The organism is Lysinibacillus sphaericus OT4b.31 (assembly GCF_000392615.1).
Taxonomy (GTDB): Bacteria; Bacillota; Bacilli; order Bacillales_A; family Planococcaceae; genus Lysinibacillus; species Lysinibacillus sphaericus_B.
Window position 1 is genome coordinate 2,176,264 of record NZ_KB933398.1, and the last position, 26,367, is coordinate 2,202,630.

Here is a 26,367-nt window from a genome sequence, read left to right on the forward strand (position 1 = left end):
TAATTCCTCACTCAAGATCTTTAACAATTTGCTTTAATTTATCGATCTCACTCGCGGACATTTTCTTTTTGTCTAGTAAGGATGCAAATAGTAAAGATTTAGAACCATTAAATACTTTATCAATCAATTCCGTCGTTTCTTGTTCTTGTATCTGTTCTTTTTTGATGATTGGATGACAGATAAAGTTAGGTTCAATTCTTTCAATGGCCTCTTTTTTTATACATTTTTTTATGACTGTATAGGTGGTATTTTTATTCCAACCTATTCGTTCGTTTAGTATTTGTGAGAGCTGTTTAGCTGTCAAATCGCCTTCTTCCCATAAAATATTCATGACTTGTAATTCCGAATCAAACAATTTAACTTGCATACGCGCATGCTCCTTTTCTTAAGTGGACTATTGCAATAGTTTGCCACAAACTAATACTACTGCGATAGTCTGTGGTTGTCAAGACTATTGAGATAGTCTGTTGTAGAAAACCCGTTTTAAGGGCATAATTATATCGATAAATGAACCTTTCGATACTGTGTCTAACCCATTTAACATGTATTAAAAGCTTAGTAAAGTCTTCATCGATGATGGCTCTGTTAATGTGCCTCGGCTTCAATTTACAGTTGACATCAAACTGAATTTTAAGTGCAGGTTCTAAAGCAAATCTGTACATGTATTTAATAATACAACCCTAATTAATTTTGATTGCGCTGGCGTTCGCAGCGTTGATTGGGTCTATTCTTTCATTTAACCATAAAAAATAACCCATCCTTGAGTTAACGGCTCAGATGGGTTAGCTAACCTATAAGTAGCCAGTCCCTTTGAGGGAACTTGCTATTATATTTGGCTGATGGATGTACCCCCATCAATCAGTCTTTTAATTTATTCAATTCTTCAATTTATTATACTTTTTGAGGTCTTTTTACAAGATGATTGATGGCTTTAAACTTTAGATTCTTTCATTCAAAAGGTCACACGTTCCATTACTTAAATTTAAAGGTTTCAAAGTTGATGTCGGCGTCGCGGTTGTTGGATTTGAATTGCTTTGAGAAGCGTTTTACCATTTTTTCAGGGCCACACATAAAGATGCTGGTATGAGCAGGCACGTTATAATTTTCAAAAGAAAGCCTGTCCATTTGCGTTGTGTCAATAAAGTTCACTTTGAAATGTGGATTATACTTCGCAAAGTCTTGTAAAAAATCTGTGTGGATGGCGTCGTCCTGTCCGTGATAGCTGTAAAACAATTCAATATCTTGATTCACTGGCGTAGATTTTAAATACGATAAAAAGGGGGTAATGCCGACTCCACCTGCTATCCAAAGTTGATGTTTGTTGCCAGCTTCGAAGTTTAGATGACCATAGGGGCCTTCAATGGAGACGGATGTATTTAGCTGAATCAGTGCATTCACTTTTTTCGTGAAATCGCCAAGTGCCTTAATCGTGACATTTATTTTTTGCCCATCTCCAGCCGTTATGGAGAAGGGGTGAGGTGCTTCCTCTAAATCCTCTTGAAATATTTTCAAAAAGATAAATTGTCCATCACGATAAGCGAGTTTTTTATCGAGTGTCAATTCTATTTCAACGGCGTTTGCAGTAATTTTTCGGATGCCTGTAATTTTACCTGTGTGCTGAAAACGCATGTCCTGATACATAGTGAGCATGTAAAGGGCAGACATGAATCCGATGGTTGCAGTGAGTGCTGTGAAAATACCTAAAGGTGTCGGCTGTAATAAATCATAGCGACTCGAAAAATAGGCATGATAGAGACCGAATGCATAAGGGATGAGTAATAACCGGTGGATGATGCGCCAGTGCTCATATTTTAGAAATTTGGCAAATAGGGCAATCACAATAAGTGCGATAAAGCCATTTTGTGCAAGTTCTCCAAAATTTTTAGCCAATTCGGTGAGTGAAGTTTTTGTCACTTTATCCCAGTCAGGCACCATATTTTGCAATTGCCCATGTAAAATCACAAGCCCTAATGATAGAATAGCCAGATATTTATGATAAACATAGACATGCTCTAAGCCGTGGAACCAGCGTTCGATGCATTTCATTCTTGTAGACAATAAAAATACTAGAAAGAATCCTGTAATGGCCAAACCTGCAATCATATGACTGAGCTTATTTAGTTCATGAATTGTCTCTATCGGCTTCGCAAAATACCACAGGAAAGCACTACCACACATGATGATGATGATAAATAAAATTCCTTTATAAGATTTCATAATAACCTCCAGTACTCATTTTTATCGTTTGCCATACTAGATATACAATAAATACCGGAATTGTTGGTGATTTTTACAGATGACGGTTCAATTTTTTTAGTATTTTTTTGCGTTCTGCTTCAAAATCAATAGGAAGTGCATGTTCACTTTCCTCATGAGCGTGTGCATTCTGACGCTTTTGGAACCAATGTGGAATGATTTCGGTGCGCTGTTGTTTAAGCCCAGCTTGCCGTTTTGTTTGAGTCGATTGCTTATAAATCTCCACATCTCCCACAGTTTTTAGCTGTTTATGCTGCCAATCCTTTAACACCGATTCGACATAGCTCCATTTCGGCACTTGATAGTTGATGGCTGTTTTCATGGCAAATATCACTAAGTCCTCATTCAAAATGATTTTTCCAAAAAGCTATTTTTTGAGCAATATAGGGGTTTAAACGACCAAAGCCATTGTCAATATGAAACTGTTCAGCGGTTGGCACAGCTTTCTTGTCATGCTGTGAATCGAATGAGGTAGTCTCTGTTGTGTTTTCTGTGTAATCTTTTGGTATTGCTGACGTCAAATTGCTGGCACCGTTCTCGTCGTTTTGCTGGCATGGAAGTTCGGAAGATGCACTTGTGGGTTCAGTCATTTTGCTAACTTGCATGTCATCATGTTGCGTACATTGATCCGTACACAGGTCTGCAATCGCTTCTTGATTTAATCGATACCATTTGGTGCGATCCATTTTCAAGCGATTGTAATGCCCAACCACTATCAACTGCTGTTCCTCCAGTTTTCGGATAGTACGTTCAAGTGTACTTTTTGACCAAAATGGAAATTCCTTATGCCAATCCTCTAACGTTTTATAAATCCACTTATGTCCGTCCCGATAGTTCTTAGCAATGCGCAACCAATAATACATTTGCTGTAAAACGAGAGCTTGATTGAGTCCAATTTTTACAGCGAGTGTAGGCAATACTTGCAGCGGGGATTCGTTTATTAGTAAGTTCATTATCGTCACGTCTCCTTCAAGTCGGTTTGTGAGATGAGAAATGCTATACAAAGCATTTTTCATGTCAATCAATATATATCGTTGTAGGACTGAAAGAGGGACAGAAAATAGAAAAAATATTGAAATAAGCGTGAATACGAGTGTATGTTCGGAATGTGTGTTCTCTTTTTGTGCGAAGTGTGTTAAATTAGGAAAGTAGATTTTTATCATACATAAGGAGGGGAAATCATTATGCAAGGGAATACACATATCGTTGGGGGCATTACAGCAAGCCTTGCCTTTGCACAAATTTCCAATGATAACCCATTCGTCTTAGTAGGGGCGGGCATTGTCGGTGCATTACTTCCGGATATTTGCCATGGCGGTAGTAAAATCGGGCGGACGTTTCCCATCATCTCGAAAATCGTCAATAAGCTATTTGGACATCGTACCTTCACACATAGTTTACTGTTCTTATTTCTAGTCGTGACACTATTGCACGCATTTATGCCCTTTGAAGCCATTACGGCGGGTATCATAGTCGGAATGGTTAGTCATATACTGCTCGATATGGGCACGAAACAAGGCGTCAAGTTATTTTTCCCCATAAAAATTTCGGTGCGTTTTCCACTCACAACGAAAACGGGAGGGAAAGTGGAAAAGGTCGTGTTAGCACTGTTATCAGGACTCTCACTATATTTTGGCTATGAACTCATTAGTCAATTCGTTCGTGTTATCTGAAAAGTAAATAACCCCTGCGTGAACTGTGCGCAGGGGTTATTAAATTGTGTGAAAATTGTGTGCGTGCCAGGCACCACCTAATCTGCCTTTACCTCTTCAACGGTTTGCTCAACCTCGGCGCGTGTCATTTTTTCACGGCCATCTTGCATCGCTTTCAACGTTTTATGTGCTAATGCAAGTGGAAGACGGCAGAACAGCAATACTGTACGTTTATGAATATCCTTCATATACAGGTCTGCTTTCGCTAAGTTCTCCTCCGCATAGGCAAATAAATCATCGCGAGTCCAGCCATCTGGCACGAAACTGACACCGCGTTCATCCAAATCTTCGTGTTGATTGCGTAAAATATTGACAGCTTGTAGCCCACGCCCATAGCCAATTGCCAACTCACGGTCAGTTTGAATGTCTGCACCCCACGCCCAAAGCTCTGATAGCATGGTACCAACCAGCCCTGCCACGTAGTATGTATAATCATCCAAATCCTCACGTGTATGCACTTGCCAGTTTGCTTTTGCCCATTTCGCCATCCCAAATGCCATTTCACTTGTGGATGCTTGGACAATGTTACGTGCGCCTTCTGGGCAAAATGTCAGCCAATCTGCTAAACGAAGCGATACTTCAGGCAATTGCTCAGCATAAGGGTTTACTAACGCAGCATACGCTTCAGCATCGAAGTCAGCCATTAATAATTCACTTGTAGCTGTAAGTAAATCGAACTTTAAATCGTTTGACAGCATTTCGTGGTCTTCGATTTCATCAATTGCGCGCATCGCTAAATAAGCGGCTGCAACAGACATTTTCAAATCGTTTTTTAAAAAAGTAATCGGTATATAAAATGTGCGACTTGTTTCTTTTAAAACATGCATCGCTTCTTTATAGAGTTTTTTTTGATCTTTCACTTGTATTCCTCCGTTCAAATGGTACCACATCTATAGTATATCGTATCGCAAAAGTGGGGAAAGATAAAACAGATTGTTCAATTTACAGCCATATTCTTTGTAAATGCTTAAAAAAAGTGATAAAGTTCAATAGTAAACTATTTAAATCTAAACAATATATTGATAAACATTAATGTGGAGATTTAAAGGTATTGGACCTGGCTGTTGTTATTGTGTGTGAAATGAACATAACTACGCCGAGGTGAATTTAAATGAGAGGAAGTTTTTAAGCATGGGACGATTAGACAATAAAATTGCCATTATTACAGGTGGCGCATCAGGAATGGGTGCCGCCATGGCAGAATTGTTTTCCAAAGAGGGCGCAACAGTCATTGCAGCCGATATTAACGAAGAAAACTTAGCAAAAATTTCTGAATTAACAAACGTAGAAGGAATGAAATTAGACGTTTCTTCCGATGAAAACTGGGCACAAGTGACAAAAGCTGTCGTTGAAAAATACGGTCGTATTGATATTTTAATTAATAATGCAGGTATTGCAGGTAAAAAAATGCCAGACGATATTACAGAGCAAGACTGGGCACTGATGCACAAAATTAACTCATTTGGTCCTTTCTTAGGTATCAAGCATGTTTCGAAGTATATGATAGAAGCGGGTAAAGGCTCAATTGTTAATACTTCATCGTATACAGCTATTATTGGTTCAGGCTTTAACGAATACTCGGCTTCAAAAGGTTCATTACGCGCAATTGCCCGTGCTGCAGCTGCTGAATTCGGTCAATTCAATATCCGTATTAACACTGTTTTCCCTGGTGTCATCGAAACACCAATGACTGCTAATATTGGTCAATTTAAAGAAGCAATGGACATGTTGATTCGTGCCACACCGATGGGACGTCTAGGACAAGCAGAAGAAGTAGCCAAAGCCATTTTATTCTTAGCATCTGATGAAGCTTCCTACATTACAGGCGGAGAGCTTGTCATTGATGGCGGCTACTCAGCCCGTTAATTAGCTAAAATAGATATTCATAAAAGTGGAAATGCATGTAATCACTGCATTTTCACTTTTTTGCATTTTTTGATAGAGTAAAGATAAAGTAAAACTCTATCAGTGGTTTTTTTGCATCCCCACTGAACGTTAGTTGAACCAATCGGAGTTGATAGACCACCTCGTGTGCTTACTTGTGGTGTGCGTCTTACTGACCGTTAGTTACGTTCATTGCTTGAATTTTTAACGACCATTAATCGAACTAAGGTATTAAAATGAAACGCTATAATCGTGTAAATAATAAAAGGATTTTGATATTTTTCGTGTTTTTTTCATGAAAGTTTGCTAAGTTATTGCACAATCATTTCAACAGGGGTAAAGTTTAGGGAGGGCGAATATTCAATTACACCTCGGCATAATTGTCGCTGACGCTTTGTTGTTACTTCGCAAGCATGCAACTACACATGGCGTCGAGATTTTGAATTGTGGAAGTACAATGACTGTTTCAAAATCCGTGACATTCGCTGGGGGCATGAACTATATTCAGGTGGCGCTTATGCATTGACTGAATAAAAGCTAAACTAGTATTCATCTCAGCATCTATAGAGATAGGAGATTTCTACTGAATAAAGTAAAAGGAGAATGGTATGCCAAAGGCTATAGGTATTGATGCAGGCGGCACATTGACGAAAGTTGCTTATTTAGACGAACATAATGAACTTATTCTATCAACTTTCCCGTCTAATGATTTGCAGGCTGTAAAGGATTGGATTATAAATAATCCAGATATTGAGGATATTGGCGTTACGGGGGGACGTACGGAACAATTACTTGATGTCATTAAAACAATGAAATCGATTCATTATATAGTAGAATTTGAAGCTACATTGAAAGGTGTCCGTTTTTTGTTAAATAAAGAAGGGTATCTCTTTGAACGTAGTATGATTACCAACATTGGTACGGGAACTTCCATTCATTATATGGAAGGAAATACGCATATTCGTGTTGGAGGAACAGGTGTTGGCGGTGGCACATTAATTGGATTGTCAGCGCTTACAACGGGCATTACTGATTACAACGAAATACGTGAAATGGCCGTTAAAGGAAAGCGGGAAGATGTTGATTTACTGGTAAAAGATATTTATCAAGGAATGGACACACCCATTGATGGACATTTAACGGCAAGTAACTTTGGCAAGGTTGGTATTACAGAAGCCATTAAACAGCCAGCAGAGGATATCCTTGCAACTGTTCAAGGGCTTGTGGGGGAAGTAATTACAACGCTTAGCATTCAATATGCCGAGGAAAAAAATGCCCAACATATTGTCTATATCGGCTCAACGCTTAGCAATAATGATCATCTCGCCAATGTAATCGCCAATTACACGCGTACGAAAAAGCATACACCGGTTTTTATCAATGATCACGGCTTTTCAGGTGCAGTTGGTGCACTGCTTAATATTACAGAATATACTACTGTCTAATCGACTGGTAGGAATGGAGGTGTCTCAAAAGACTTTTGAGGCACCTCCATTTTTCTATCGTCAGAAGAAATATTCCTGAAGCATAAAACCTTCTATCCTGAGCACATTAGAATCGAGGAGGTGAACAGCTAATGGGAAATAAAAACAACAAAAAGACAATGAATGTCAGAACGCATAATCCTTTTGATACCTACAAAAGCAAAGACCTTGACGACAGTAATAGTAATAACAATAACCCGAATGACAACCTAAACGAAGAATTCTCTGCAGAATTTGATGCGAAAGCAAAGAACAAAAACAATAAAACGAACCATGATAAAAATCAGCAGTCCAATAAAAGAAAATAGTCAATCTTAGCTGGAGGTGGAATGGCAATGGCGAAGAAAGGTAAAACAAGTTTTAAAAAGAAAAAGCAAGAACATAAAAAAAAGAACAAGAATGATCGTGAAGAATATTCAGCTGAGTTTAATGCAGTGATTCATAATAACGTGCAACAACCGAAACAAAGCAATAAATAAAACAACTACAAAATAAATGCCCCTAAAGAAGGCTATAAATACTTATAGTGCATTTATTTTTTACTGTTACAGCAAATCTATGCCAACTGATAAAGATTTGTTTCCACTTAATATTGGTGGCTAAACAGAGCCGATGCCATTTTCTTCACGTTCCAAGGAATAAATGATATTCAGTAAATTGCGCAATCTATAGTAAAAGGAGGCGTTCAATGATGCGAAATTTATTTATTGCACTTGGAATTTTTATGATGGTTAATGCTGCGCCTCTTCATATGCCAACGATTACTCATGCGCAACAACAAACGCCTAGCTACGCGAAATGGGGAAGGCTTGCTATCATAGAGACACACGCCAAATATCCCCGTGCGAAAATTGTTGACTATCTGCATGAAGGAAGCGAAACTTCTGCACAGTCAACGATAGAAAAATTTAAGCTATGGCTAAAAGATGGTAACAAGGAATTCGGCGTTTATGTAAGAATTAAGTATACGACTGCAACGGAAAAAGTGGAGAATATTGAGTTTCAAGAAACCGCTAGATAAACATTTGTACTCAACGATAAAAGAGGGTGCCTACATTGTTCAGGCATCCTCTTTACTGTAGTTAACCTTGTAATTTTTGAATGAACTCACGCATGACACCAGGTAAATCAGGCCATGCATGACCACTTACGAGATTGCCGTCTGTATGCAAGTTCGCATCAATATAAGTAGCACCTGCTACTTGGACTTCAGGCTTGCAGGCAATATAGGCTGTTAGCTCGCGCCCTTTAAGTACCTCGGGAATGGTCGCGAAAATTTGAGCTGCATGACAGACTGCGGCAATCGGTTTATTGGCTTCAAAGAAATGGCTGACAATCGCAGGGACATGCTCGTTTAAACGAATGTATTCCGGTGCTCGGCCACCCGGAATGATTAACCCATCAAATGTCGATGGATCAATATCTGCAAAGGCAGAATGGGCCTCTAAGCCATACGCAGGACGCTCGATGTATGTATCGAAGCCTTCAACAAAATCATGCAGTACCGTTTGCAATTTCTTCGCAGAAGGTGCTGCAATCGTCACGTTATAGCCAGCCTCTAAGCAGCGATAATATGGATAATAAATTTCCAACGCCTCTACAGCGTCACCTGCAATAATTAAAATATTTTTCCCCATAACTCCATCTCCTTTTCTTTGTGAATCTAGTAGCTTTATTCGACACTTTAGGAAGATTCCCTGCTGAATTGGCTAATTTTACAGGAAATTTAAGGTGACATTTAGTTAGCAGATTTAGTAATAGATAGCACTGAAAGAACCGAGAGATCGCTGATAGAACATGAATAATCGCCGGTATAACCGTCAGAATCGCTAGTAGACCATGAAATATCGCTGATAGAACCGTCAAAATCGCCGCTAAAACCACGAAAATCGCCGGTAGCGCAGTCGATGAATGTCCAAGCAACTTTCTTTACAATGAAAAAAATGAAGCGTATAGTATTTATTTAGCTAGGTAAATAAATGAGGCGGTGATAATATGAATCCAATATTCCATGCTTTATTCCAAAAAAGTCGTTATTTAACGAATTGTTTAAATGAAGTATTGAAACAGCATAATCTGTATAGTTCGCAATGGACAATTTTATATTGCTTACAGAAGCACGGAGCCATGACATTAACACAAATTTGGAAATATTTAAATGTTGAGGCACCAAGCGTGACAAGAGGGATTTCTCGACTTGAAGATTTGGGTTGGGTGGAGCGAATTGATGGGGAAGATAAGCGTGAAAAAATTGTGACCTTATCTGCGATGGCAGAGGAGCGCTTACCTGCGATTACTGCAACAATTTTAGCATTTGAGGCAGAAATGGTTGGTTCACTGACTGTGGAAGAGCAGCAGCAATTTATGAACCTATTGCAAAAAATGAAAGGTTGATTGGCATGCAACAAGGGGAAAGTACTCAAATATGGACGAAGCGGTTCATTAGTTTGTTTTTGACGAATATATCCGTGTTTTTTGTTTTCTATGGTTTGGTCACGACATTGCCGCTCTATGCGATTGGCGAGCTTCACCAAACAGACAAGGAGGCGGGACTATTATTATCGGGTTTCTTATTATCGGCAATTATTGTCCGTCCCTTTTCCGGTAAATTATTAGATGTCTTTGGGAAGAAAAAACCATTAGTCATCTCTATTGCGGGCTATTTTTTATGTACGGTTTTATATTTATTCATTCATCCATTTGGGCTGTTATTGGGCTTGCGATTTATTCAAGGGATATTTTTTAGTGTTATTACAACCGCGGCAGGTTCATTAGCAGCGGATATTGTGCCTGTGAGCCGCAAGGGAGCAGGACTGGGTTATTTCACAATGTCTACAAATTTAGCCGTCGTTATTGGCCCATTCATTGGCTTACTATTAATTCAATATAGTAGTTTTAATGTGTTATTTATTGTCATGAGTATATGCGTTTTAGCAGGTGGTCTATTAGCAGTCACGATTAATACGGATGATTTACCGCAACCTGCATATCAAGGGAAATTGACATTTAAGTTTAACGATTTATTTGAACGTAAGGCTTTACCGGTTGCTGCCATTGCAAGCTTAATAGCTTTTTCTTACGCGAGTGTGTTATCGTTCTTATCGATTTACGCACAGCAAAAGGATTTAATGGCTGTTGCGAGTCTTTTCTATGCAGTATTTGCGGCAGCAATGCTCATTACACGTCCATATACAGGGAAGCTCTATGATATGAAAGGGCCACAATTTGTTATCATTCCGGGCATACTATCGTTTGCTATCGGGCTTGTTATGCTGGCGTTTGTATCAGGACCAGTATTATTTTTGTGCGCAGCTATCTTTGTTGGTTTTGGCTACGGGGCAGTGACAACGAGCTTACAGGCTTTAGCTGTACAATCAACGGCCCATACACGCAGTGGTTATGCAACCGCAACATACTTTACAATGTTTGACCTCGGTATTGCACTAGGTTCTTATATTTTAGGAATGGTGGCCGTACAAGCGGGCTATGCTGCCGTTTATTTAACTGGAGCAGGTTTACTGGTTGTAGTTTTTATCATTTATCTCCTGCGTTTAGCCAAAATAAAAGCAAAAAATGTAGCTCACATATAAAGACAGCACTGGCATCCGATAAAATTCCCTTATAATTCGACTTTTACTGCAACATAAGATGGGGCGATTTTTGTTTTTTTGCTTAGCGCAGCGGTTCCATCGAGAAAGGAAGTTAAGCAACCCAAAAATTTTTTAATATCATTTCCATACTTAACGGGGATTTTTTTCCGTTGAGTTTTTTCTTGATGTGCAGATTAATCATTTCAAAGTATAAACTGCCCACGAGATTATCGCTCAAGTCATCACCATGACATCACCTCGCAGCGAGTTATCAGGAGTTAGCATTAAAGCGACAAACATACAGTAGCTCTGAACCACTCAACCCGCCGAAAGTTCAGCCGTAGTGGATGGTAGATTTATAGTGAAAAAAGACAGAAAACAAACTCGATTTCTTCCGAGTTATTTTCTGTCTGACAGTTTACTATAAACGACCGTACCCCACAAAATACTGCTTCCAATAGGTGCTATTGATGTTAGCGATGGTAACGCCACTATTGCTGGCATTAATCATTTGATTATTGCCAATATAAATGCCTGCATGTGAAATACCTGGCTTATATGTATTAGCGAAAAATACTAAATCACCTACTTTTGGTGTACTTACTTTTTTTGCTGAATTGTAAAAACCTGCTGCTGTTTTACGAGGAGTCGAAATACCTGCGTTATTATAAACGTAAGTGATATAGCCTGAGCAATCAAAACCTGTGCTCGGTTTCGTTCCACCAAATGCGTATTTTACACCTAGTTGTTGTTTCGCAATTTGTACTAGGTTAGTTGGTGTATTAGGTGTAGAAGGTAGCGTAGTATTGAGGTTTAACTTTTGTCCAACAAAAATGTTTGAAGAAGATAAGTTATTCCAGCTCATTAATGTTTGATAAGAAACTCCGTGTTGATTGGCAATTTTCCATAAAGAATCACCAGATTTTACTGTATAAGTTGCAGCTGACGCTGTCTCAAAAGTTGAAAAAAGTACAGATGAACTTAATGCTAATGCAGCTATTTTCATGCCCCATTTAAACTTTTTAATCTTTGTCAAAATATGTATCCTCCTATAACTTTAAAGCTTATAATTTGGTATATAAATGATATTAACATTGTAATATTACAGTTACATGTCAACAAAATAACATTAAGGATACATTTCAAATGTAGTGAAATAATAATAGGTGGGGTATTATGCTGAGGCTTCATCCGTTTTTTTTAAGGCTGTGTTTGGAATGGATGGAAGGGGGAACGTGAAATTAGCCCAGCCATCGTATTAATAGTGGGCGATGTTTGCTAAGTAATATGTATTGTCTAACCTAAAACGAATACGAGGCTGTTCTATAGTAAAGACAATATATAGGCTATTTTTTTGATATAAAAGTAAAAATCCGCGTAGACTCCTGCAACTCATGCCTTGCCCCTGCAGAAAGCGAAGCGGATTTTTACCATATAGGAAGACGGGCGTTGTTGTTTGACAGCCCTGTCTTGTTATTTTAAGTTCTTTTGTAAGAAAGCTTTTGTCCGATCGTTTTGCGGATTCGTAAAGAATTCTTCAGGATGATTTGCTTCGATAATGTCGCCACCATCCATAAATACCACCTTGTTTGCTACTTCGCGCGCAAAGCCCATTTCATGCGTTACGACGATCATTGTCATATGTTCCTCGGCTAAATCCTTCATGACTTTCAATACTTCACCTGTCAACTCTGGATCGAGCGCTGAGGTCGGTTCATCGAATAATAAAATCTGAGGATTCATCATCAATGCACGTGCAATGGCTACACGTTGCTTTTGTCCGCCAGAAAGTTTAGCAGGATAGGCTTTCGCTTTCTCGGCTAGTCCAATTTTTTGTAGTAAATCCTGACAGCGTCGTGCAATGGCATCCGAAGACTCTGTTTTCAGCAAACCCGGTGCAATCTCAAGGTTTTGCTGCACAGTTAAATGAGGAAATAAGTTAAAGTGTTGAAATACCATGCCCATTTTGGCAGTAATTTTTTTTATGTCCTGCGGTTTTGCATAGTTTCCATCTTGAACTAAATAATCGCCGTCCACACGAATGCTTCCACCATTAATCTCTTCTAAATGAACTAAGCTTCGAAGCATTGTGCTTTTACCAGAGCCAGATGGACCAATAACTGCAACGACATCATTTTTCTCAATGTCAAATGTAATTTGTTTTAGTACTTCCAGCTCACCGAATGATTTCTTCAAATTCGATATTTCAATAAGTGCCATACATGTCACCTCTATTCAAATTTAAAACGTTTTTCAAGCCACTTAAATAATACAGTTAACACTAGCGTCATGACTAAGTAAATAGCGCCAGCAATAAAGTACGGTACAATTGTGAAGTCACGATTTACTGCTGTTTGTGCAAAGTGAAGTAGCTCTGGTACAGCCACAGCGTATAGCAGTGCTGTGTCTTTAATTAATGTAACCGACTCATTGGATAAGGCCGGTAACGCTACACGAAACATTTGTGGCAAAATAATACGTGTCGTTGTTTGCCATTTAGACAATCCTAATACTTGTGCTGCCTCGTACTGACCTTTATCAATAGCAAGTAAGCCACCTCTGAAAATTTCCGCAAAGTACGCTGCGTAATTTAATATAAAGCCAAGACAAGCAGCGGCAAAGCGGTCAATTACTAAATACTCGCCTATTACGGGTATCATCGGCAAACCAAAACATATTAATAAAAGCTGTAGTAGAAGTGGCGTACCACGCATCACATAAATATACGTATGTGCAAGCCAAGATAGCGGTTTAATCCGACTTTTTACAGCTAATGTCAGCAAGAAGCCGAATGGAATCGATACGAGAATCGCAATAATGAACAGCAATACCGTCATTTTTGCTCCTTCAAGCATCGGCAAAATCATTGTTTGCCAGTAGTCCGCCATAAATATTTTCCCTCCAAAAAGATAAGAGTTTCACAAGGAAACTCTTAGCCATAAATATCATTCAATTATCCCGTAATTACGGTTGCTAAGACGCCCACTTGAAAATGAAGGTCAAGCACCCATAAGTACCTGATTGGTTCAACTAATAATCGAGGGGCGATAAAAAGAATCCCCACCCAATTATACGTTTCACTTTATTTTAAAACCTTATCTTCACCAAACCATTTTGTAGAGATTTCAGCAGCTGTGCCATCTTCATTCATTTTATCTAATGCGGCTTGCAGCTTTTCTAACAATGCTTCATTTCCTGGTTTTACACCAATACCATATTGTTCTGGTGCAAGAGATTCTTCTAATAATTTGAATGTATCAGGTTCTTGCGTCATGTAATATTCTGCGACAACCGCATCAATGATGACTGCATCTACTCGACCTGTTTTTAAATCTGTTAAAGCTAAAACGTTATCTGCAAATTCTGTAATTTTTTTAATTTCTTTGTGAATTGGATTGCTGTTTAAGGCATCCGCTGCAGAAGAAAGGGCTTGAATACCAACCTCTGTACCTGCTAAATCACTAAGTTCTTTAATCGATGAATCTTTTTTTGTTAACACTACTTGCGAGTTTTCTAGATATGGCTTTGTAAATAATACTTTTTCTTTACGCTCATCTGTAATTGTATAGCCATTCCAAATTAAGTCGATACGACCACTCATTAATTCTGATTCTTTTGTTTTCCAATCAATTGGTTGGAATTGTGCTTCCATCCCCATATGTTCAGCTGCTGCACGTGCTAAGTCGATATCGAAACCAACAATTTCATTTTTATCATCACGGAAGCCCATTGGAGCGAATTTATCATCGATACCAATAATAATTTTTTCTTTTTCTGCGTCACTAGAACCACCTGTTGATTTTTCATCTGAAGTGCCACATGCGGCCAAAGTTAGCACGGCAGTAAGCATGATAAGTAATGTGAAAATACGCTTCATTGTCAAATTTCCCCTCGCATATTAAATGTAATACTAGCAAATAATAGTTTTGCGCTTTCTCTTACTAAATTACTAATGTGTTAAAGGATATCACCGTAGTATAAAGTTGTCAATATCCATGGGGTATAATTCGAAATTTAACTATATATTTGAACTATTTCGCGCCATTGTTGTTGGGAGACTATCAAAGCTCACGATGTAAAGAGTGCCAGAAATTCGTAGCTGTTGCCGCTAGAATCTTAAAATTTTTTAGTTCTCTTATTATTGACAGATGTCAGTGAAAGGATGAGTGAGGCTGAAAAACGGAGCATTGAAAAAAGCGCTTGATCATGTTGTCAGCGCTTTAGTTCTTTTCGTGTTGAATGGCCGCACGTGCGAGCGCATCAGCCGCTTTATTTTGTGAATCAGGTACCCACTTGATGAAAAATAAATCGAAGCTACCAGCAAGTGATAAAGCCTGTTCAAGATAAGGTTTAAATTCTTCATTTTTTACATATTCTTTTTCCATAGAGGCAACAACAATTTTAGAATCGGAGCGTACGGAGACAAGGGTTGTACCAAGCTTTTGTGCTTCTTTTAGGCCACGAACTAAGGCGGTAAATTCAGCAATATGATTATTCGTATGACCAATATACTCACTTATTTGGACATGATGACCCTCGCCTTTAATGAAAATGCCAATACCGCTTGGCCCAGGATTACCTGCACTAGCTGCATCTATATAGACTTCTAACATATAAATCCCTACTTTTCGATTAGATTCAATGATAATTGTACAGCAAAGGAGCTGTTAAACAACCTTCAATACCATCATAACAATTTCTGTTAATTAAGGGTGAACAAAATAGTTGCTTGTACAAAATGTTCACTTCATAATAGTAAGAAGTGAAATTTGGACGTGAAAGGGGTGAACGTTCTTGATGGATAAAGTGACGGTTATGAAAGATATTGATGAACTGCATGATATGTATTGTGCTGATTGCTTAGTCATTAAGCAACTGCGTAGAGAACGTGGTAAAACGGGAGCTCATCGCTTCTGTATTGAAGCTTGTACGGTAGGGGAGCGACTGCAATTTTTGGGGGAAGAACTATTAAAAGTATATAGTAAATAGAGTGATTACCTGACGTCGAAAAACCACCACCCGATTAAAATTACTTTTTTGCATAAAAATAATCATATTTGAGCTTTCGCGTGCATAAATAATAGTATGTTCGGAAATAATAATATTGGTTGGTTACCATAGAAAAAGTTACTTTGTTATCTGCTATGCAGATGGCAATAGTAGCTTTTTTTATTGTATGCATAGTGAAGTGCAACATCCACAAGGTTGTTTCAATGATGGTCGTTGATAGGGATACCATAATAAAGCCGCACGTTCAAGGTCGGAACCTGAACGTGCGGCGCGCAAATAAATCTATTTTATTTAGTCGCTACGTAATTACTTAGGTCTTGATAGTACTTTGTCAAAGAAGTTGCTGAAATATCAAATGTTGCAGCAATTTCTTTCACCGTCATTGATAACGATTCGAAAAGCTCTTTTTCTTGACCATAACGAATCGCCCCCGCAGCGATAGCCGCTTCTTTACGTGCAGAAGGTTGTCCTTCAATTAAATAATCTTCTAATAGCTCTAACATCGGTTCTGTATCGCGTTCATTTTTCTCAAGGAAATCTTTAACTTGTGCAAGGACACCGTTTTCAAAGCTAGTAAATTCTTCGCCTTTGTAGCCGTTAGACACAAGCAGCTCCCAGAATGATAAATGATCCTCTTTTAAGAAAGCCTCCACTTTTTTCCCAGAAGCCTCGAAATTTTTCTTCAATTGTACAAATACCTTTTCATGGTCTAGAGGGAAGAAAATAAGTGTTGAAACAGCTAAGTAATGTGTTTCTTTTTTCGTGCCATCGGGTAGGATGAATGCAAATACATGCATGCCCTCAGGAATTGGCTTGTCGTTTTCGCGACGGATAAAGATTTCTTGCTCTGACAACACATGTGAAGCTTTAAAATAATTCTCCTCTACAACTGACACGGTACCAATAAATAGTGTAGGTTGTGACCAACCTTCTAATACTTTTAAAGTAGAAGGTCGAACCGTCTTTTTCTTCGTTTTCTTTAAATAACTTTTCCAGATAGATGGCTCTTGATGGAAGAAGAAGTCGTCCAACGCGATAGCCTCAATAAGCTCACGCTGTAGTACGCTCTCTAATTTAGGCTGCCATGTGCCCACGTGCTCGATATAGGCACGGACATCTTTGCGTTCTGGGTACTCTAAATAGAATGTTTGTAGTACACGCTCTAATTCTTCAATTGCTACAGTTTCTACTGTTACTTGCTGTTTACCTTCACAGCATTTTTTATATTTTTTGCCGCTACCGCATGGGCATGGATCATTACGTTTTACCATAATTAGAAACACTTCCTTTGAAAATTGTTAGTCGAATTTTGCTAAATAAATTGCGTACACTTAATAATAACGGTACTTTTGTACGAATGAAAATAATTATCTATTTTGAAATATCGAAAAAGTGTAGAGGGACGCCCTGATTCTAGTATATGTACGTATATTCTCGCTTAGAACTAAAAAAAGAAAACCATCTACGCATTAACGCTAATTGATTCAACGGGCAGAGTGACGGATAGAACAGGTAGAGTGACGGAAAGAACAGGTAGAGTGACGGAAAGAACAGGTAGAGTGACGGAAAGAACAGGTAAAGTGACGGATAGAAATAAAAAAGCAGCCTACAACAGTAGGCTGCATGTCACGCTGGAGAAGATACCATCCCCACGGTTAGAAGTTTCACTAAAAGCCCGATTGTTTAACTAACAATCATTGGGGACGAAGAAAACCTCCACCGATTAAAGTTTCACTTGAAGCTTCAATTTCCTTTGTTAGTCGTTCAAGTTCATCGATCAGATGCCCGATATAGGCAATCGTTTCTCGAAGCGGTTGATCTGTTGTCACATCAACACCTGCCATTTGCGCTAGCTCTACAGGTGATTTTGTACCACCAGCTTGGAGAACCTGTAACCACTCATCGACAGCGGGGCTGCCTTCTTTTAAAATACGCTGCGATACTTGTGTTGAAATTGTTAAACCTGCGCTATAAGTATATGGGTATAAGCCCATGTAGTAGTGAGGCTGACGCATCCAAGTTAGCTCTGCACCTTCAGAAATGTCTACTGTATCGCCCCAGAAATCTTCAAGGACCGTGCGTTTTAATTTATTTAAAACAGTCGCATTGACAGATTCGCCAGCGTCCACTAATTCATAGACCTTGCGCTGATAAGCAGCTTCTAGTAAATGTGTTACGAAGTTATGATAATACGTTTTTGATACGATATTTGAAATGACCCAACGTTTGAAACGAAGGTCATCATTATGTGTTAATAAATAATTTGCCAATAGCATTTCATTCATTGTGGATGGCGCCTCGATAAAGTAAAGAGAAGGGCGACTATTGAAATACGATTGATGTCCATGTGCATTCACAAAATGTCCTGCATGGCCAAGCTCATGTGTGAGGGTAAACACCTCATTCATGCGCGCATTCCATGATATGAGAATGTATGGATGACTGCCGTATGGACTGGAGCAGAACGCGCCAGTTGATTTGCCTTTGTTTGGCGCAAAGTCAATCCAACGCTCGTTAAATGCTCGTTCAAGCATATTTTGATAATCCTCACCCATGACTGCCAGGGATTTTTCGACATAATCTTTCGCCTCAGCCATTGTTAACTTTGGATCATAGCTTGCATCGAGCGCGATTTTTAAATCAGCAAATGTCATTTTTTCTAAATCATTTGCTTGCTGAATCAGCTTCGCATAACGACGCATATGCGGTGCAAGCTCTTGTGTGATAAGGTCAATTTGGCGATTATAGAGTGAACGATCTACTTCTTGATCAAATAATAGATAGTCAATCACAGAGTCAAAACCTCGTAAATTAGCTATTGTTTTTTCTTGTTGAATATGTGTGTTATATACTTGCGCTGTTGTATGCTGATAATCACGTAGCTTGCTAGAAAATGCATCAAATGCTGCCCGACGCACATTTGTATTTACTTCAAGCTCCCAATCATTTTCAAATAATACAAAGCTGAGAGGGTGTTTTGTTCCATTTACCTCGAAATCACCGAAATTCATATCGACAAGCTTTGTTGTGTTATAGATTTCATAGGGAGCATCAAAAGTGGAGCTAAGTGCCGCAAGTGCCTTTTCCACTTCAGGGTGCAATTGGTGAGGCTTCTTTTTTAATAATTCTTTTAAATAATGCTTATAAAGTGGGCTCAACGCAGCAGCTTCCTCTAAAATGGTTTCATCTAATGCTAATAATTCACTACGCACAAATGATAGCGCACTACTAATTTTTCCGACAGCTGTACTGAATTTCGCAGCACGCATTTGCGCCGCATCATCCGTGCGATCAGCCTGAATGTTTAAACTAGCGTAAGCGCCAATCGGGACGAATTTTACTTGCAATGTTTCAAAAGCTGTTAGAACATCAATCACTTTTTGTGCATCTGTAATGGTGCCTTGATACGTACGTTCAAAATTTACCGCTTCCTCCACTAATTGCGCTAAAGTAGGTTCAAAATCTGTGTCATTCTCAAGTAAATCTTGTAAATTCCAAGTTTCTTCTAGTGGAACATCTTTGCGTAATGGTAAAACCTCCATGTGTGAACACCCCTTTATTGTAAGTGATTTCATTATAACGAAACTATTTCGGAAAGTGAAATAATTAGAGCGAATAGTTTTAATATTTTGCTAGTTGATGAACAAAACTCATTGGGGTCATGAATACATCCCTTTGAAGTCATGTGAAAAAAGAGAGCTTCGTACTATGTTCGTGTAGTAACTACCATTTTACGAGGTTCTCTTTTTGTTATGGTTTAAGCACAAAAATAATGATTTGCCAATGTACATCATTGTTTATGTTTTAAATTATGATAGTAGGGAAAAATGAGTGTATAGCCAATGCACAATGCAACGCATACTAAAGGCTAGAACTATGATAATTGGAGGAGAAAATATGACACAAAACTTAAATAAGCAATTGAATAAGCTTGTAGCAACATACTCGGTACTTTATACAAAGTTGCATAACTACCATTGGTATGTAACGGGCAACGCCTTCTTTACACTCCATGCAAAATTTGAAGAATTATATAATGAAACCACGTTAAATTTAGATGAAATTGCAGAGCGTATTTTGTCGAAAGATGGTAAGCCCGTTGCTACATTAAAGGAACATCTGGAGCTATCTTATATAGAGGAAGCCACAGGGAAGGAAACGACTGAGGAAATGGTGGAAACAACGATCTCTGATTTCCAAAAGTTAATGAAAGCATTAAATTCAACAATGGCGCTAGCAGCAGAAGATGGGGACGACCGTACAGAGGATTTACTCAATGCAATGTATCAATCGCTTGAAAAACATACATGGATGTTAAAAGCATTTCTTGGCAACTAAATCATGAACTAATAGGACAAAGTGAAATGAAATATTACAAATATTACAGTATGATGAAAAAGATGTAAAAGGCGTTTCTTATCCCACGAGCTGGGTAAAAACATAGTAAGCCATACAAAATAGGAGGAATTGAACATGATGAATGAACAAAACCCACAAATTGAGGTGGCACATACAAAAGACGAAATGCTGCACATTTTAGAAAGTATGCGATTAGCTGGATATCATACAGAAGATATTCATATTATTGCAAAGAATCAAAGGCAATTAGAGGATGTCAAATGGGATCCGGATGTTACAACGCATGCAGCAGGGAATTGGGTAGACCAGTTTAAATCATGGTTTACTGGTGAGTCTGCTGTGACAGAAGGGTTAAAACGTTTTGATTTATCAGAAGGACAAACAGCGTATTATTCGCAGCTTGTCGAACAAGGAGCCATTGTCTTATTTGCTGAACGTGATGATACAAGTGAGCCACTGATAACGGCATCTGATGATGAAGAAAATCGCTATCGTCATGACCCGCTGGATCCACACGTAACAGCGCCAGGACCATTTAATGATACAGTTGGCAATGTGGAGACATCCGAGCAACGTGAAGAACGCTTAAAAGCTGAGGAACGCATGAATGACGCCGAACAAATAAGAAGATATCTATAAAATAAAACAGTAATCGGTGGGGATTTACCTCTCACCGATTACTTAGAAACTTAGGTTAAGACCGGATTTTGCCTTCCATATTCATCTGTGGAAGGCTTTTATAATGTGAAAAGGGAAGAAGTGCGATGAAAAGATGGATTGCCCTTGTGTCTAATGCAATGGAAGGGTTAGGCTGGTTGACCGTGTGAATCGGATTTAAGGCTTTTCACTACTTTACAGGATATTCTGTAGCATTGTGAATCGAAGCTTAAACAGCCCCGTACTTTTCTGATGCAAAAGCGTGGTATGCGATGGACTAAAAAAGAAAGAAAAAATGACAAAAGACATCGAGAATGAACCTTCTTGATTACCTTTTGTCATACAATGACCTCATTGTTTTCGAAACGCTTATTAATCACTCAATACCACACAAATAGACTATTTCTTAATTTTTACAGCTCCCCCATCTTTCACAAAAACGTTGACGGTGATTTGATGAATAGAAGTATTCGTTAGGTCTTTTATTTCCTCTTTCGTCCATGTATTGGATTTGAATCGATAAGCTTTTTCTGAAAGATTGAAAACATCGGCATTAATTTCTAGTCCTTTATTAAATGTTTGTTGGATTTGAGATGATATGATGGCCTCGGTTTCTTGCGCAATTTGTTTTCTATCAAGATTTTTTGGATTTTCTGTAATGGATGCTTTAACATCTAACTCGACATCATATTTCGGCGCTTTCCCATCTACTATTTTAATTGTATGCTTTATATTATCGATAGACATCGAAACAGATTTATCTTTAATGGCCAGCTTCATGTTTTTAAATTCTTTATTAAACCAATCTAGTCCTGAAAGCTCCTCCTCTTGTAGCCACCCTGTTAATTTTTTATTTGAAAGAAAATATGCGCCACCAATGGTTAATATTTTTTTTGCGTCGTTATCTTCATCCCAATAATCATCTGTTACATCTATTGAGGGAATCATTAACGAACCAATTGGCTCATAAAATCTTTTTATGATGTTTTGTACGGTGACTGTCGGAAAAAATGTATTAAAAAACAATTGTTCTTTTGGATCATAAGTAAATGTTAAGTTTGGCGGTTTATAAAATAACCCTCGTACGTTCATTATTTCCTTAATATTACGTTCATACGCATAAATTAACGTATTGTAACGCAAATAATAGTCTCTACTAAAATAATCTAAAAAATCATCCAGTTGTCCATCTAACATGTTTTTGGAAATAAATATAGCTTGTATATGCCCATAATAGAGGGGGTTAACTGAATGCTTTTCAATATCATCGATCGCCTCTTGGATTGTGTCACCTTCTCCATGCCCAATAACAATTGGAGCAGGTTCTTTCCCGATGTCTGGTTCCGAACCAGTGATATTATTAAAACCAACTGCTTGAAAATATAAATGATATTTATTGTCAGAAAAATCAATACCTAAAGCCGTAACATAAATTTCACTTTGAATTTCTTTTATTCCTGAGCAGCCTATTAATAGCCATGATAAATGACATAAAATGATTACTTGCAGTATCACTTTATAACGAGCCATTAAATTCACTCCTTTTCTCGGTGAGCATTATACATACGGTCTTTCGACTTAAATTTGAACGGCATTTTCAAGAAACCTTTCATCATATCTGGAAAATTAACTTTATACAGTGTGGAAAGATAAGGGCGTCCAAAGCTTTCCAATGAGGAAATATATGTTAGTAAAAATAATACACAGACAAAAAAGCCATACATCCCAAAAAAAGAAGATATGATTAACGTGACAATTCTCAATAAAAACACATTTCCCAATATATTTTGATTAATTAATGTATAACTAGAAATGACAGTAAGTGCGCCTACTACTAATGTTGACGGGGAAGTAAAACCAGCTCTTATTGCAGCATCCCCAACGATTAATCCTCCTAAAACAGCGACAGTTTGACCAACCGTTTTAGGTAAGCGTACCCCTGCCTCTCTAAAAAGGTCGAAAAAGATTAGCATGATAAAAATTTCGATAGAAGAGGACACAGGTAAACCAATTTTAGATGTAGATATCGATGCTAATAATGGGAAGGGGAGTTGGTTCAGCTGATGAACAGTCAAGGCAATCCAAAACCCTGGTAAAAAGATACTGGTAAATAAAGAAAGTATTCTTAAAATGCGGGAGAAGCTTCCGTAAATGAAACTGGTTTGATCATCTTCAGGCGCCTTTAAAAGAAGTAATAAATTAACCGGCCCAATAAGACAACTTGGGCTGCCATCAACCAGTATGGCGAAACGGCCTTGATTCAGTGAATTGACGACAAAATCGGGTCTTCCGGTATAATCGATCAGTGGGAATAGTGCCGATGTTTTATCATAAAGTAATTCCTCTATATGATAGCTACTGGCAATCACATCTACATCGATCACATCTAACTTGTTTTGTACATTTTCTAAAATATCCGGTTTTATAAGATTATCTAGATAAAGAAGTAAAACCCTTGTCTTACTAGTAGTCCCAATTAAATAGCTCTTACTGCATAAATGATTACTTTTTAATCTCATTCGTAGCAATGAAAGGTTCGTATCTATATTTTCTACAAAGCCATCACGAGGTCCCCTTAGTGAAACTTCCATATTGGATTCATCAATTGCACGTTCAGGAAGTTTCGCTAATTTGATTGAATATACCGTATCTGATTGGCAGTGATAGATATAGATGAATCCAGAAAAAATGCCACTGTTTATGTCCTCAAGTTTTTGCAAATAATCATGTAACTCTTCAACCTCTAAATAGCGATTTATTATTTTTATATCATTCATATGTCCTTGTTCAGCAAGTCGTCTAACACTCGGTAATAACGTATTAAAATAAAGGTCGCTATCAATTAAACTTGGACAGTAAAAAAAAATGATTTCTTGGTTTTCATCATGAAACCAATAATGCTTATGGCTGATTCTTATATCCGTTTGCTTACTTAAAGCTTGCTGCAAACGCTCCCTATTCCTATGTTTGTTCAAATTGTTTCCCCCTTTTCAGGCTCAATAATATATAGGTAACAATAATAAAAATGAATAAAAATACGAATATTGAGGGAAGATAGACCCTATTTACAAAAAAAATAAAACTAGAGACGGACCAAGGAATTAGTAATCCTAATGTTAAGCAAAGATATAAAATGGAGAGTAAACGATTTCGATTTTTTTTCATAAATGAAGATAATATATACATAAACAAACTGACTCGAATAAATGAGATCGACAATATGTGAAATACGGATAATGAATCCAACCTCGTTAGATATTTACCGAATGACAAAACTTTCCATTGTTCGTTCACTGGGAAAGTCATTTTTTTTGCTATAAAAATCCCAAATTCAGCAATAGTAGAGGTCATTGTAATAAAGGCTAATAAAAGCAAGACAATCGATATGACGATAATCCCTTTAAATTTTAGTTTTTCTTGTGAATGCGCTATTAATACAAATAACATAAAGCCGATTTCTAAAATGCCAATACACATATATATAACACCGAATAGGGTTGAAGAAATATTACCTGTATTTATTGGGTACAGGAGCTGGTATTCATTGTTAACGGAGTTGCCTATATTAAGTAGTGCAAATAACAAAATGTAAAGTGTACCGATAATTAGTGATTGAATTGCAATAGTTTTTATTCCTTTCAAAGATCCATAGAAGCACAAGACAATAAACAACAGTACATTGATGAGATAGGGATACTCAAATGCAAAATTCTCATCAACCCAAATCATTGTAAATTTAAGTGTTATGAAAGTTGATAAAAGGATATAGACGGCATATGAAGCAATGACGATTACGTAGAGCGGTTTATTGTAATGAACCGATATAAATTGAGGTAAAGACCTTTTATTTAAGGAAGAGGCAATTCTTGAAATAACGAGGGCCAACAGAAAGAAAGGCAGTAAACTTATTAGAGCACTGATCCAAGATTCACGTTCAGCTTCCGAAAATATCGTAGGAATTAGCATAAATTGTACCAAGAAACTACCGGATAAAAATAATAGGCAATATATATGTAATGGTTGAATAGTTTTGTTCATCATCAATAAAAGCCCCCTTATTTCTGTGTCCCGCATTAACGGTCAGTAAGCCCGCCCACCTCAACTGACCGTAAAAGCCCGAATGGTTCAACTACCAGTTTCATTTTATAGTATTACCTTCTATGTAAATTTCAATCAAAGGGCTAAGGAGGTTTGTATAAATAAATGTTGTTAAAACAATGTTTTGAGAAAGCCATTTCCTTAAAGTGTGTATAAACAAGTATCTACGGGATATACGAAAAACCAGAGTGATGGCTGTCATCACTCTGGTTTTTTATTCGAGCTGTGTATGTTTTTACTGTATCGCTGCTTGAATAGGGAAGTTCGCCGGTTGTAACTCCGATTCCGTCGCTAGTCTGATACGGTTTCATATAACTTTTTCCTGGGCTTGCTTTTTAAGAAAGCGTGAAAGGTGCATATGTTCAAATTGTGCGACAAAATTACCGATTAAAATAAAGCTACCACCAATCAGTAGTTTGACTGTCAATCCCTCGCTTAAGAACATCATTGCAAACATGGCAGCAAAGATTGGCTCTAAGGAGAAAATGAGACCTGTATGTGTAGCAGAAGTGTACTGTTGTGCAACAGTTTGACCTACGAAACAGAAGGCACTACAGATGATACCGAGCCCGATAATGGCCATCCATGAAGCAGCTGTTTTTGGCAGTGTTGGCGCTTCCAATAGTAGTGTTAAAACGAGCGCATATAAACCCGCAAATCCAAGCTGGTAGATTCCGTATGAAATCGATTCTACGCTACGTGTAAACTTGCTGTTTAAAAGTAAATAAATAGAATAACCTAACGCTGCAATCGCCACTAAAATATCACCTTTTTGGAATGAAAACGAACCTTGGGCAGTTAAAACTGTGATGCCAATCATCGTACAAACAATCGCAAAACTAACAGCTCTAGATGGCAATTTTTTGTCGATAAAGCTACTGATAATAGGTACTAAGACAACTGTTAAGCTTAAAATAAATCCAGCGTTTGATACGGAAGTCGTTTGTAATCCAAATAAACTAAGTGCGAACACAAGGAGTAAGATAAAGCCTTGGATAGCTGCGTATTTTAATGTTTTGAAATCGACCTTTATTATGCGTTTATAAAAGATAATTCCTGCTGCTAAAAATGCGATGATACAGCGTAATGCCACCACATTATAAACAGCCAATGTTTCAAGTCCCATTACCATAAACGTATAAGACAATCCCCAAAACATTGTAACGATTATCATCAATAAATTTGCTTTTCCTTGATTACTCATTATGCTCACCTACAATCTGTGTACTAAAACAGTTTTATACTAAAATTTACTATATATCTTGTGTTGTGATTAGTAAAACGAATGTTTATAATGATTAATATTAAAATAATTCA

The 26,367-nt window shown here is 37.8% G+C and carries 29 protein-coding genes; 12 read left to right on the forward strand and 17 right to left on the reverse strand.

Annotated features, from left to right (window positions below; all coding sequences use genetic code 11):
• Positions 1 to 7: 7 nt before the first annotated feature.
• The 4 genes from H131_RS09955 to H131_RS23105 all read right to left on the reverse strand — a co-directional run bounded on the left by H131_RS09955 (position 8) and on the right by H131_RS23105 (position 3,209).
• The gene (locus tag H131_RS09955) at positions 8 to 367 is read right to left on the reverse strand and encodes a BlaI/MecI/CopY family transcriptional regulator (RefSeq protein ID WP_010858995.1); all 360 of its coding nucleotides are present in this window, start codon (positions 365 to 367) and stop codon (positions 8 to 10) included.
• Between the two features lie 605 nt (positions 368 to 972).
• On the reverse strand, positions 973 to 2,217 hold the full coding sequence (locus tag H131_RS09960; protein WP_010858997.1) for a ferredoxin reductase family protein: 1,245 nt from the start codon (positions 2,215 to 2,217) through the stop codon (positions 973 to 975).
• Positions 2,218 to 2,290: 73 nt separating this feature from the next.
• A complete protein-coding gene (locus tag H131_RS09965; RefSeq protein WP_010858998.1) occupies positions 2,291 to 2,605 on the reverse strand; it encodes a DnaD domain protein in 315 nt (104 codons plus the stop codon).
• Positions 2,598 to 3,209: a hypothetical protein gene (locus tag H131_RS23105; RefSeq protein ID WP_010858999.1), complete on the reverse strand. Its 612-nt coding sequence runs from the start codon at positions 3,207 to 3,209 to the stop codon at positions 2,598 to 2,600. The genes H131_RS09965 and H131_RS23105 overlap by 8 nt, the downstream gene beginning before the upstream one ends.
• Positions 3,210 to 3,440: 231 nt before the next feature.
• On the opposite strand from H131_RS23105, the gene H131_RS09975 reads away from it, so the two are divergent.
• Complete coding sequence (locus tag H131_RS09975) at positions 3,441 to 3,929, forward strand: metal-dependent hydrolase (protein WP_010859000.1); 489 nt, start codon at positions 3,441 to 3,443, stop codon at positions 3,927 to 3,929.
• Between the two features lie 77 nt (positions 3,930 to 4,006).
• Here H131_RS09975 and H131_RS09980 read toward each other — a convergent pair whose 3' ends face one another.
• Complete coding sequence (locus tag H131_RS09980; RefSeq protein ID WP_010859001.1) at positions 4,007 to 4,828, reverse strand: squalene/phytoene synthase family protein; 822 nt, start codon at positions 4,826 to 4,828, stop codon at positions 4,007 to 4,009.
• A 271-nt stretch (positions 4,829 to 5,099) separates the two neighbouring features.
• Here H131_RS09980 and H131_RS09985 point away from each other — a divergent pair, with 271 nt between their 5' ends.
• From H131_RS09985 to H131_RS10000, 5 genes are all read left to right on the forward strand, one after another.
• A complete protein-coding gene (locus H131_RS09985) occupies positions 5,100 to 5,834 on the forward strand; it encodes an SDR family NAD(P)-dependent oxidoreductase (protein ID WP_010859002.1) in 735 nt (244 codons plus the stop codon).
• A 626-nt stretch (positions 5,835 to 6,460) separates the two neighbouring features.
• Complete coding sequence (gene coaW / locus H131_RS09990; RefSeq protein ID WP_010859003.1) at positions 6,461 to 7,297, forward strand: type II pantothenate kinase; 837 nt, start codon at positions 6,461 to 6,463, stop codon at positions 7,295 to 7,297.
• 131 nt (positions 7,298 to 7,428) lie between these two features.
• Positions 7,429 to 7,644 carry a hypothetical protein gene (locus tag H131_RS09995; RefSeq protein ID WP_010859004.1) on the forward strand — a complete coding sequence of 72 codons (216 nt, stop codon included), beginning with the start codon at positions 7,429 to 7,431 and terminating at the stop codon, positions 7,642 to 7,644.
• 27 nt (positions 7,645 to 7,671) lie between these two features.
• On the forward strand, positions 7,672 to 7,815 hold the full coding sequence (locus H131_RS24950) for a hypothetical protein (protein ID WP_010859005.1): 144 nt from the start codon (positions 7,672 to 7,674) through the stop codon (positions 7,813 to 7,815).
• Between the two features lie 209 nt (positions 7,816 to 8,024).
• The gene (locus H131_RS10000) at positions 8,025 to 8,357 is read left to right on the forward strand and encodes a DUF3889 domain-containing protein (RefSeq protein ID WP_329600435.1); all 333 of its coding nucleotides are present in this window, start codon (positions 8,025 to 8,027) and stop codon (positions 8,355 to 8,357) included.
• Positions 8,358 to 8,418: 61 nt separating this feature from the next.
• Here H131_RS10000 and H131_RS10005 read toward each other — a convergent pair whose 3' ends face one another.
• The gene (locus H131_RS10005; protein WP_010859007.1) at positions 8,419 to 8,973 is read right to left on the reverse strand and encodes a DJ-1/PfpI family protein; all 555 of its coding nucleotides are present in this window, start codon (positions 8,971 to 8,973) and stop codon (positions 8,419 to 8,421) included.
• A gap of 358 nt (positions 8,974 to 9,331) precedes the next feature.
• On the opposite strand from H131_RS10005, the gene H131_RS10010 reads away from it, so the two are divergent.
• Together H131_RS10010 and H131_RS10015 are read left to right on the forward strand one after the other, a co-directional pair.
• The gene (locus tag H131_RS10010; protein ID WP_010859008.1) at positions 9,332 to 9,730 is read left to right on the forward strand and encodes a MarR family winged helix-turn-helix transcriptional regulator; all 399 of its coding nucleotides are present in this window, start codon (positions 9,332 to 9,334) and stop codon (positions 9,728 to 9,730) included.
• 5 nt (positions 9,731 to 9,735) lie between these two features.
• On the forward strand, positions 9,736 to 10,926 hold the full coding sequence (locus H131_RS10015) for an MFS transporter (RefSeq protein WP_010859009.1): 1,191 nt from the start codon (positions 9,736 to 9,738) through the stop codon (positions 10,924 to 10,926).
• Between the two features lie 421 nt (positions 10,927 to 11,347).
• Here H131_RS10015 and H131_RS10020 read toward each other — a convergent pair whose 3' ends face one another.
• The 5 genes from H131_RS10020 to H131_RS10040 form a co-directional block, all read right to left on the reverse strand.
• Positions 11,348 to 11,962: a C40 family peptidase gene (locus tag H131_RS10020; RefSeq protein ID WP_010859010.1), complete on the reverse strand. Its 615-nt coding sequence runs from the start codon at positions 11,960 to 11,962 to the stop codon at positions 11,348 to 11,350.
• Positions 11,963 to 12,399: 437 nt separating this feature from the next.
• Positions 12,400 to 13,146, reverse strand: coding sequence for an amino acid ABC transporter ATP-binding protein (locus tag H131_RS10025; protein WP_010859011.1), 747 nt, complete (start codon positions 13,144 to 13,146; stop codon positions 12,400 to 12,402).
• 11 nt (positions 13,147 to 13,157) lie between these two features.
• Positions 13,158 to 13,814, reverse strand: a complete 657-nt coding sequence (locus H131_RS10030; protein WP_010859012.1) for an amino acid ABC transporter permease — start codon at positions 13,812 to 13,814, stop codon at positions 13,158 to 13,160.
• Between the two features lie 194 nt (positions 13,815 to 14,008).
• Positions 14,009 to 14,803 (reverse strand): amino acid ABC transporter substrate-binding protein, encoded by a 795-nt coding sequence (locus H131_RS10035; RefSeq protein WP_010859013.1) that lies wholly within the window; start codon positions 14,801 to 14,803, stop codon positions 14,009 to 14,011.
• Between the two features lie 343 nt (positions 14,804 to 15,146).
• The gene (locus H131_RS10040; RefSeq protein WP_010859014.1) at positions 15,147 to 15,539 is read right to left on the reverse strand and encodes a ribonuclease HI family protein; all 393 of its coding nucleotides are present in this window, start codon (positions 15,537 to 15,539) and stop codon (positions 15,147 to 15,149) included.
• Between the two features lie 184 nt (positions 15,540 to 15,723).
• Here H131_RS10040 and H131_RS10045 point away from each other — a divergent pair, with 184 nt between their 5' ends.
• On the forward strand, positions 15,724 to 15,915 hold the full coding sequence (locus H131_RS10045) for a zinc-finger domain-containing protein (protein ID WP_010859015.1): 192 nt from the start codon (positions 15,724 to 15,726) through the stop codon (positions 15,913 to 15,915).
• Between the two features lie 308 nt (positions 15,916 to 16,223).
• Here the strand turns inward: H131_RS10045 and H131_RS10050 are convergent, their stop codons facing one another.
• The gene (locus H131_RS10050; RefSeq protein ID WP_010859016.1) at positions 16,224 to 17,207 is read right to left on the reverse strand and encodes an SEC-C domain-containing protein; all 984 of its coding nucleotides are present in this window, start codon (positions 17,205 to 17,207) and stop codon (positions 16,224 to 16,226) included.
• A gap of 225 nt (positions 17,208 to 17,432) precedes the next feature.
• On the opposite strand from H131_RS10050, the gene H131_RS24345 reads away from it, so the two are divergent.
• On the forward strand, positions 17,433 to 17,627 hold the full coding sequence (locus H131_RS24345) for a hypothetical protein (RefSeq protein WP_155242394.1): 195 nt from the start codon (positions 17,433 to 17,435) through the stop codon (positions 17,625 to 17,627).
• 3 nt (positions 17,628 to 17,630) lie between these two features.
• Here the strand turns inward: H131_RS24345 and pepF are convergent, their stop codons facing one another.
• Positions 17,631 to 19,478 carry an oligoendopeptidase F gene (pepF, locus tag H131_RS10055; protein WP_010859017.1) on the reverse strand — a complete coding sequence of 616 codons (1,848 nt, stop codon included), beginning with the start codon at positions 19,476 to 19,478 and terminating at the stop codon, positions 17,631 to 17,633.
• 355 nt (positions 19,479 to 19,833) lie between these two features.
• On the opposite strand from pepF, the gene H131_RS10060 reads away from it, so the two are divergent.
• Positions 19,834 to 20,274 carry a Dps family protein gene (locus H131_RS10060; protein WP_010859018.1) on the forward strand — a complete coding sequence of 147 codons (441 nt, stop codon included), beginning with the start codon at positions 19,834 to 19,836 and terminating at the stop codon, positions 20,272 to 20,274.
• A gap of 135 nt (positions 20,275 to 20,409) precedes the next feature.
• Positions 20,410 to 20,934 carry a general stress protein gene (locus tag H131_RS10065; protein WP_010859019.1) on the forward strand — a complete coding sequence of 175 codons (525 nt, stop codon included), beginning with the start codon at positions 20,410 to 20,412 and terminating at the stop codon, positions 20,932 to 20,934.
• A gap of 417 nt (positions 20,935 to 21,351) precedes the next feature.
• Here H131_RS10065 and H131_RS10070 read toward each other — a convergent pair whose 3' ends face one another.
• The 4 genes from H131_RS10070 to H131_RS10085 form a co-directional block, all read right to left on the reverse strand.
• Positions 21,352 to 22,482 (reverse strand): Ger(x)C family spore germination protein, encoded by a 1,131-nt coding sequence (locus H131_RS10070; protein ID WP_010859020.1) that lies wholly within the window; start codon positions 22,480 to 22,482, stop codon positions 21,352 to 21,354.
• Positions 22,483 to 22,487: 5 nt separating this feature from the next.
• Positions 22,488 to 23,927, reverse strand: coding sequence for a spore germination protein (locus tag H131_RS10075; RefSeq protein ID WP_010859021.1), 1,440 nt, complete (start codon positions 23,925 to 23,927; stop codon positions 22,488 to 22,490).
• On the reverse strand, positions 23,914 to 24,993 hold the full coding sequence (locus H131_RS10080) for a GerAB/ArcD/ProY family transporter (RefSeq protein ID WP_010859022.1): 1,080 nt from the start codon (positions 24,991 to 24,993) through the stop codon (positions 23,914 to 23,916). Before H131_RS10080 ends, H131_RS10075 begins: the two co-directional genes overlap by 14 nt.
• A gap of 364 nt (positions 24,994 to 25,357) precedes the next feature.
• Positions 25,358 to 26,254, reverse strand: a complete 897-nt coding sequence (locus tag H131_RS10085) for a DMT family transporter (RefSeq protein ID WP_010859023.1) — start codon at positions 26,252 to 26,254, stop codon at positions 25,358 to 25,360.
• Positions 26,255 to 26,367: the final 113 nt, after the last annotated feature.

Excerpts from the sequence above, each read along its gene's own strand:
- H131_RS09960 (WP_010858997.1), bottom strand. The coding sequence starts at position 2,217 with ATGAAATCTTATAAAGGAATTTTATTTATCATCATCATCATGTGTGGT.
- H131_RS10080 (WP_010859022.1), bottom strand. The coding sequence starts at position 24,993 with ATGATGAACAAAACTATTCAACCATTACATATATATTGCCTATTATTT.
- H131_RS10025 (WP_010859011.1), bottom strand. The coding sequence starts at position 13,146 with ATGGCACTTATTGAAATATCGAATTTGAAGAAATCATTCGGTGAGCTG.
- H131_RS09995 (WP_010859004.1), top strand. The coding sequence starts at position 7,429 with ATGGGAAATAAAAACAACAAAAAGACAATGAATGTCAGAACGCATAAT.
- pepF (WP_010859017.1), bottom strand. The coding sequence starts at position 19,478 with ATGGAGGTTTTACCATTACGCAAAGATGTTCCACTAGAAGAAACTTGG.
- H131_RS10015 (WP_010859009.1), top strand. The coding sequence starts at position 9,736 with ATGCAACAAGGGGAAAGTACTCAAATATGGACGAAGCGGTTCATTAGT.
- H131_RS10040 (WP_010859014.1), bottom strand. The coding sequence starts at position 15,539 with ATGTTAGAAGTCTATATAGATGCAGCTAGTGCAGGTAATCCTGGGCCA.
- H131_RS10035 (WP_010859013.1), bottom strand. The coding sequence starts at position 14,803 with ATGAAGCGTATTTTCACATTACTTATCATGCTTACTGCCGTGCTAACT.
- H131_RS10050 (WP_010859016.1), bottom strand. The coding sequence starts at position 17,207 with ATGGTAAAACGTAATGATCCATGCCCATGCGGTAGCGGCAAAAAATAT.
- H131_RS09955 (WP_010858995.1), bottom strand. The coding sequence starts at position 367 with ATGCAAGTTAAATTGTTTGATTCGGAATTACAAGTCATGAATATTTTA.
- H131_RS10030 (WP_010859012.1), bottom strand. The coding sequence starts at position 13,814 with ATGGCGGACTACTGGCAAACAATGATTTTGCCGATGCTTGAAGGAGCA.
- H131_RS24950 (WP_010859005.1), top strand. The coding sequence starts at position 7,672 with ATGGCGAAGAAAGGTAAAACAAGTTTTAAAAAGAAAAAGCAAGAACAT.
- H131_RS10085 (WP_010859023.1), bottom strand. The coding sequence starts at position 26,254 with ATGAGTAATCAAGGAAAAGCAAATTTATTGATGATAATCGTTACAATG.
- H131_RS09985 (WP_010859002.1), top strand. The coding sequence starts at position 5,100 with ATGGGACGATTAGACAATAAAATTGCCATTATTACAGGTGGCGCATCA.
- H131_RS10070 (WP_010859020.1), bottom strand. The coding sequence starts at position 22,482 with ATGGCTCGTTATAAAGTGATACTGCAAGTAATCATTTTATGTCATTTA.
- H131_RS10005 (WP_010859007.1), bottom strand. The coding sequence starts at position 8,973 with ATGGGGAAAAATATTTTAATTATTGCAGGTGACGCTGTAGAGGCGTTG.
- H131_RS10000 (WP_329600435.1), top strand. The coding sequence starts at position 8,025 with ATGATGCGAAATTTATTTATTGCACTTGGAATTTTTATGATGGTTAAT.
- H131_RS10010 (WP_010859008.1), top strand. The coding sequence starts at position 9,332 with ATGAATCCAATATTCCATGCTTTATTCCAAAAAAGTCGTTATTTAACG.
- H131_RS10065 (WP_010859019.1), top strand. The coding sequence starts at position 20,410 with ATGATGAATGAACAAAACCCACAAATTGAGGTGGCACATACAAAAGAC.
- H131_RS23105 (WP_010858999.1), bottom strand. The coding sequence starts at position 3,209 with ATGAACTTACTAATAAACGAATCCCCGCTGCAAGTATTGCCTACACTC.
- coaW (WP_010859003.1), top strand. The coding sequence starts at position 6,461 with ATGCCAAAGGCTATAGGTATTGATGCAGGCGGCACATTGACGAAAGTT.
- H131_RS09975 (WP_010859000.1), top strand. The coding sequence starts at position 3,441 with ATGCAAGGGAATACACATATCGTTGGGGGCATTACAGCAAGCCTTGCC.
- H131_RS10060 (WP_010859018.1), top strand. The coding sequence starts at position 19,834 with ATGACACAAAACTTAAATAAGCAATTGAATAAGCTTGTAGCAACATAC.
- H131_RS10045 (WP_010859015.1), top strand. The coding sequence starts at position 15,724 with ATGGATAAAGTGACGGTTATGAAAGATATTGATGAACTGCATGATATG.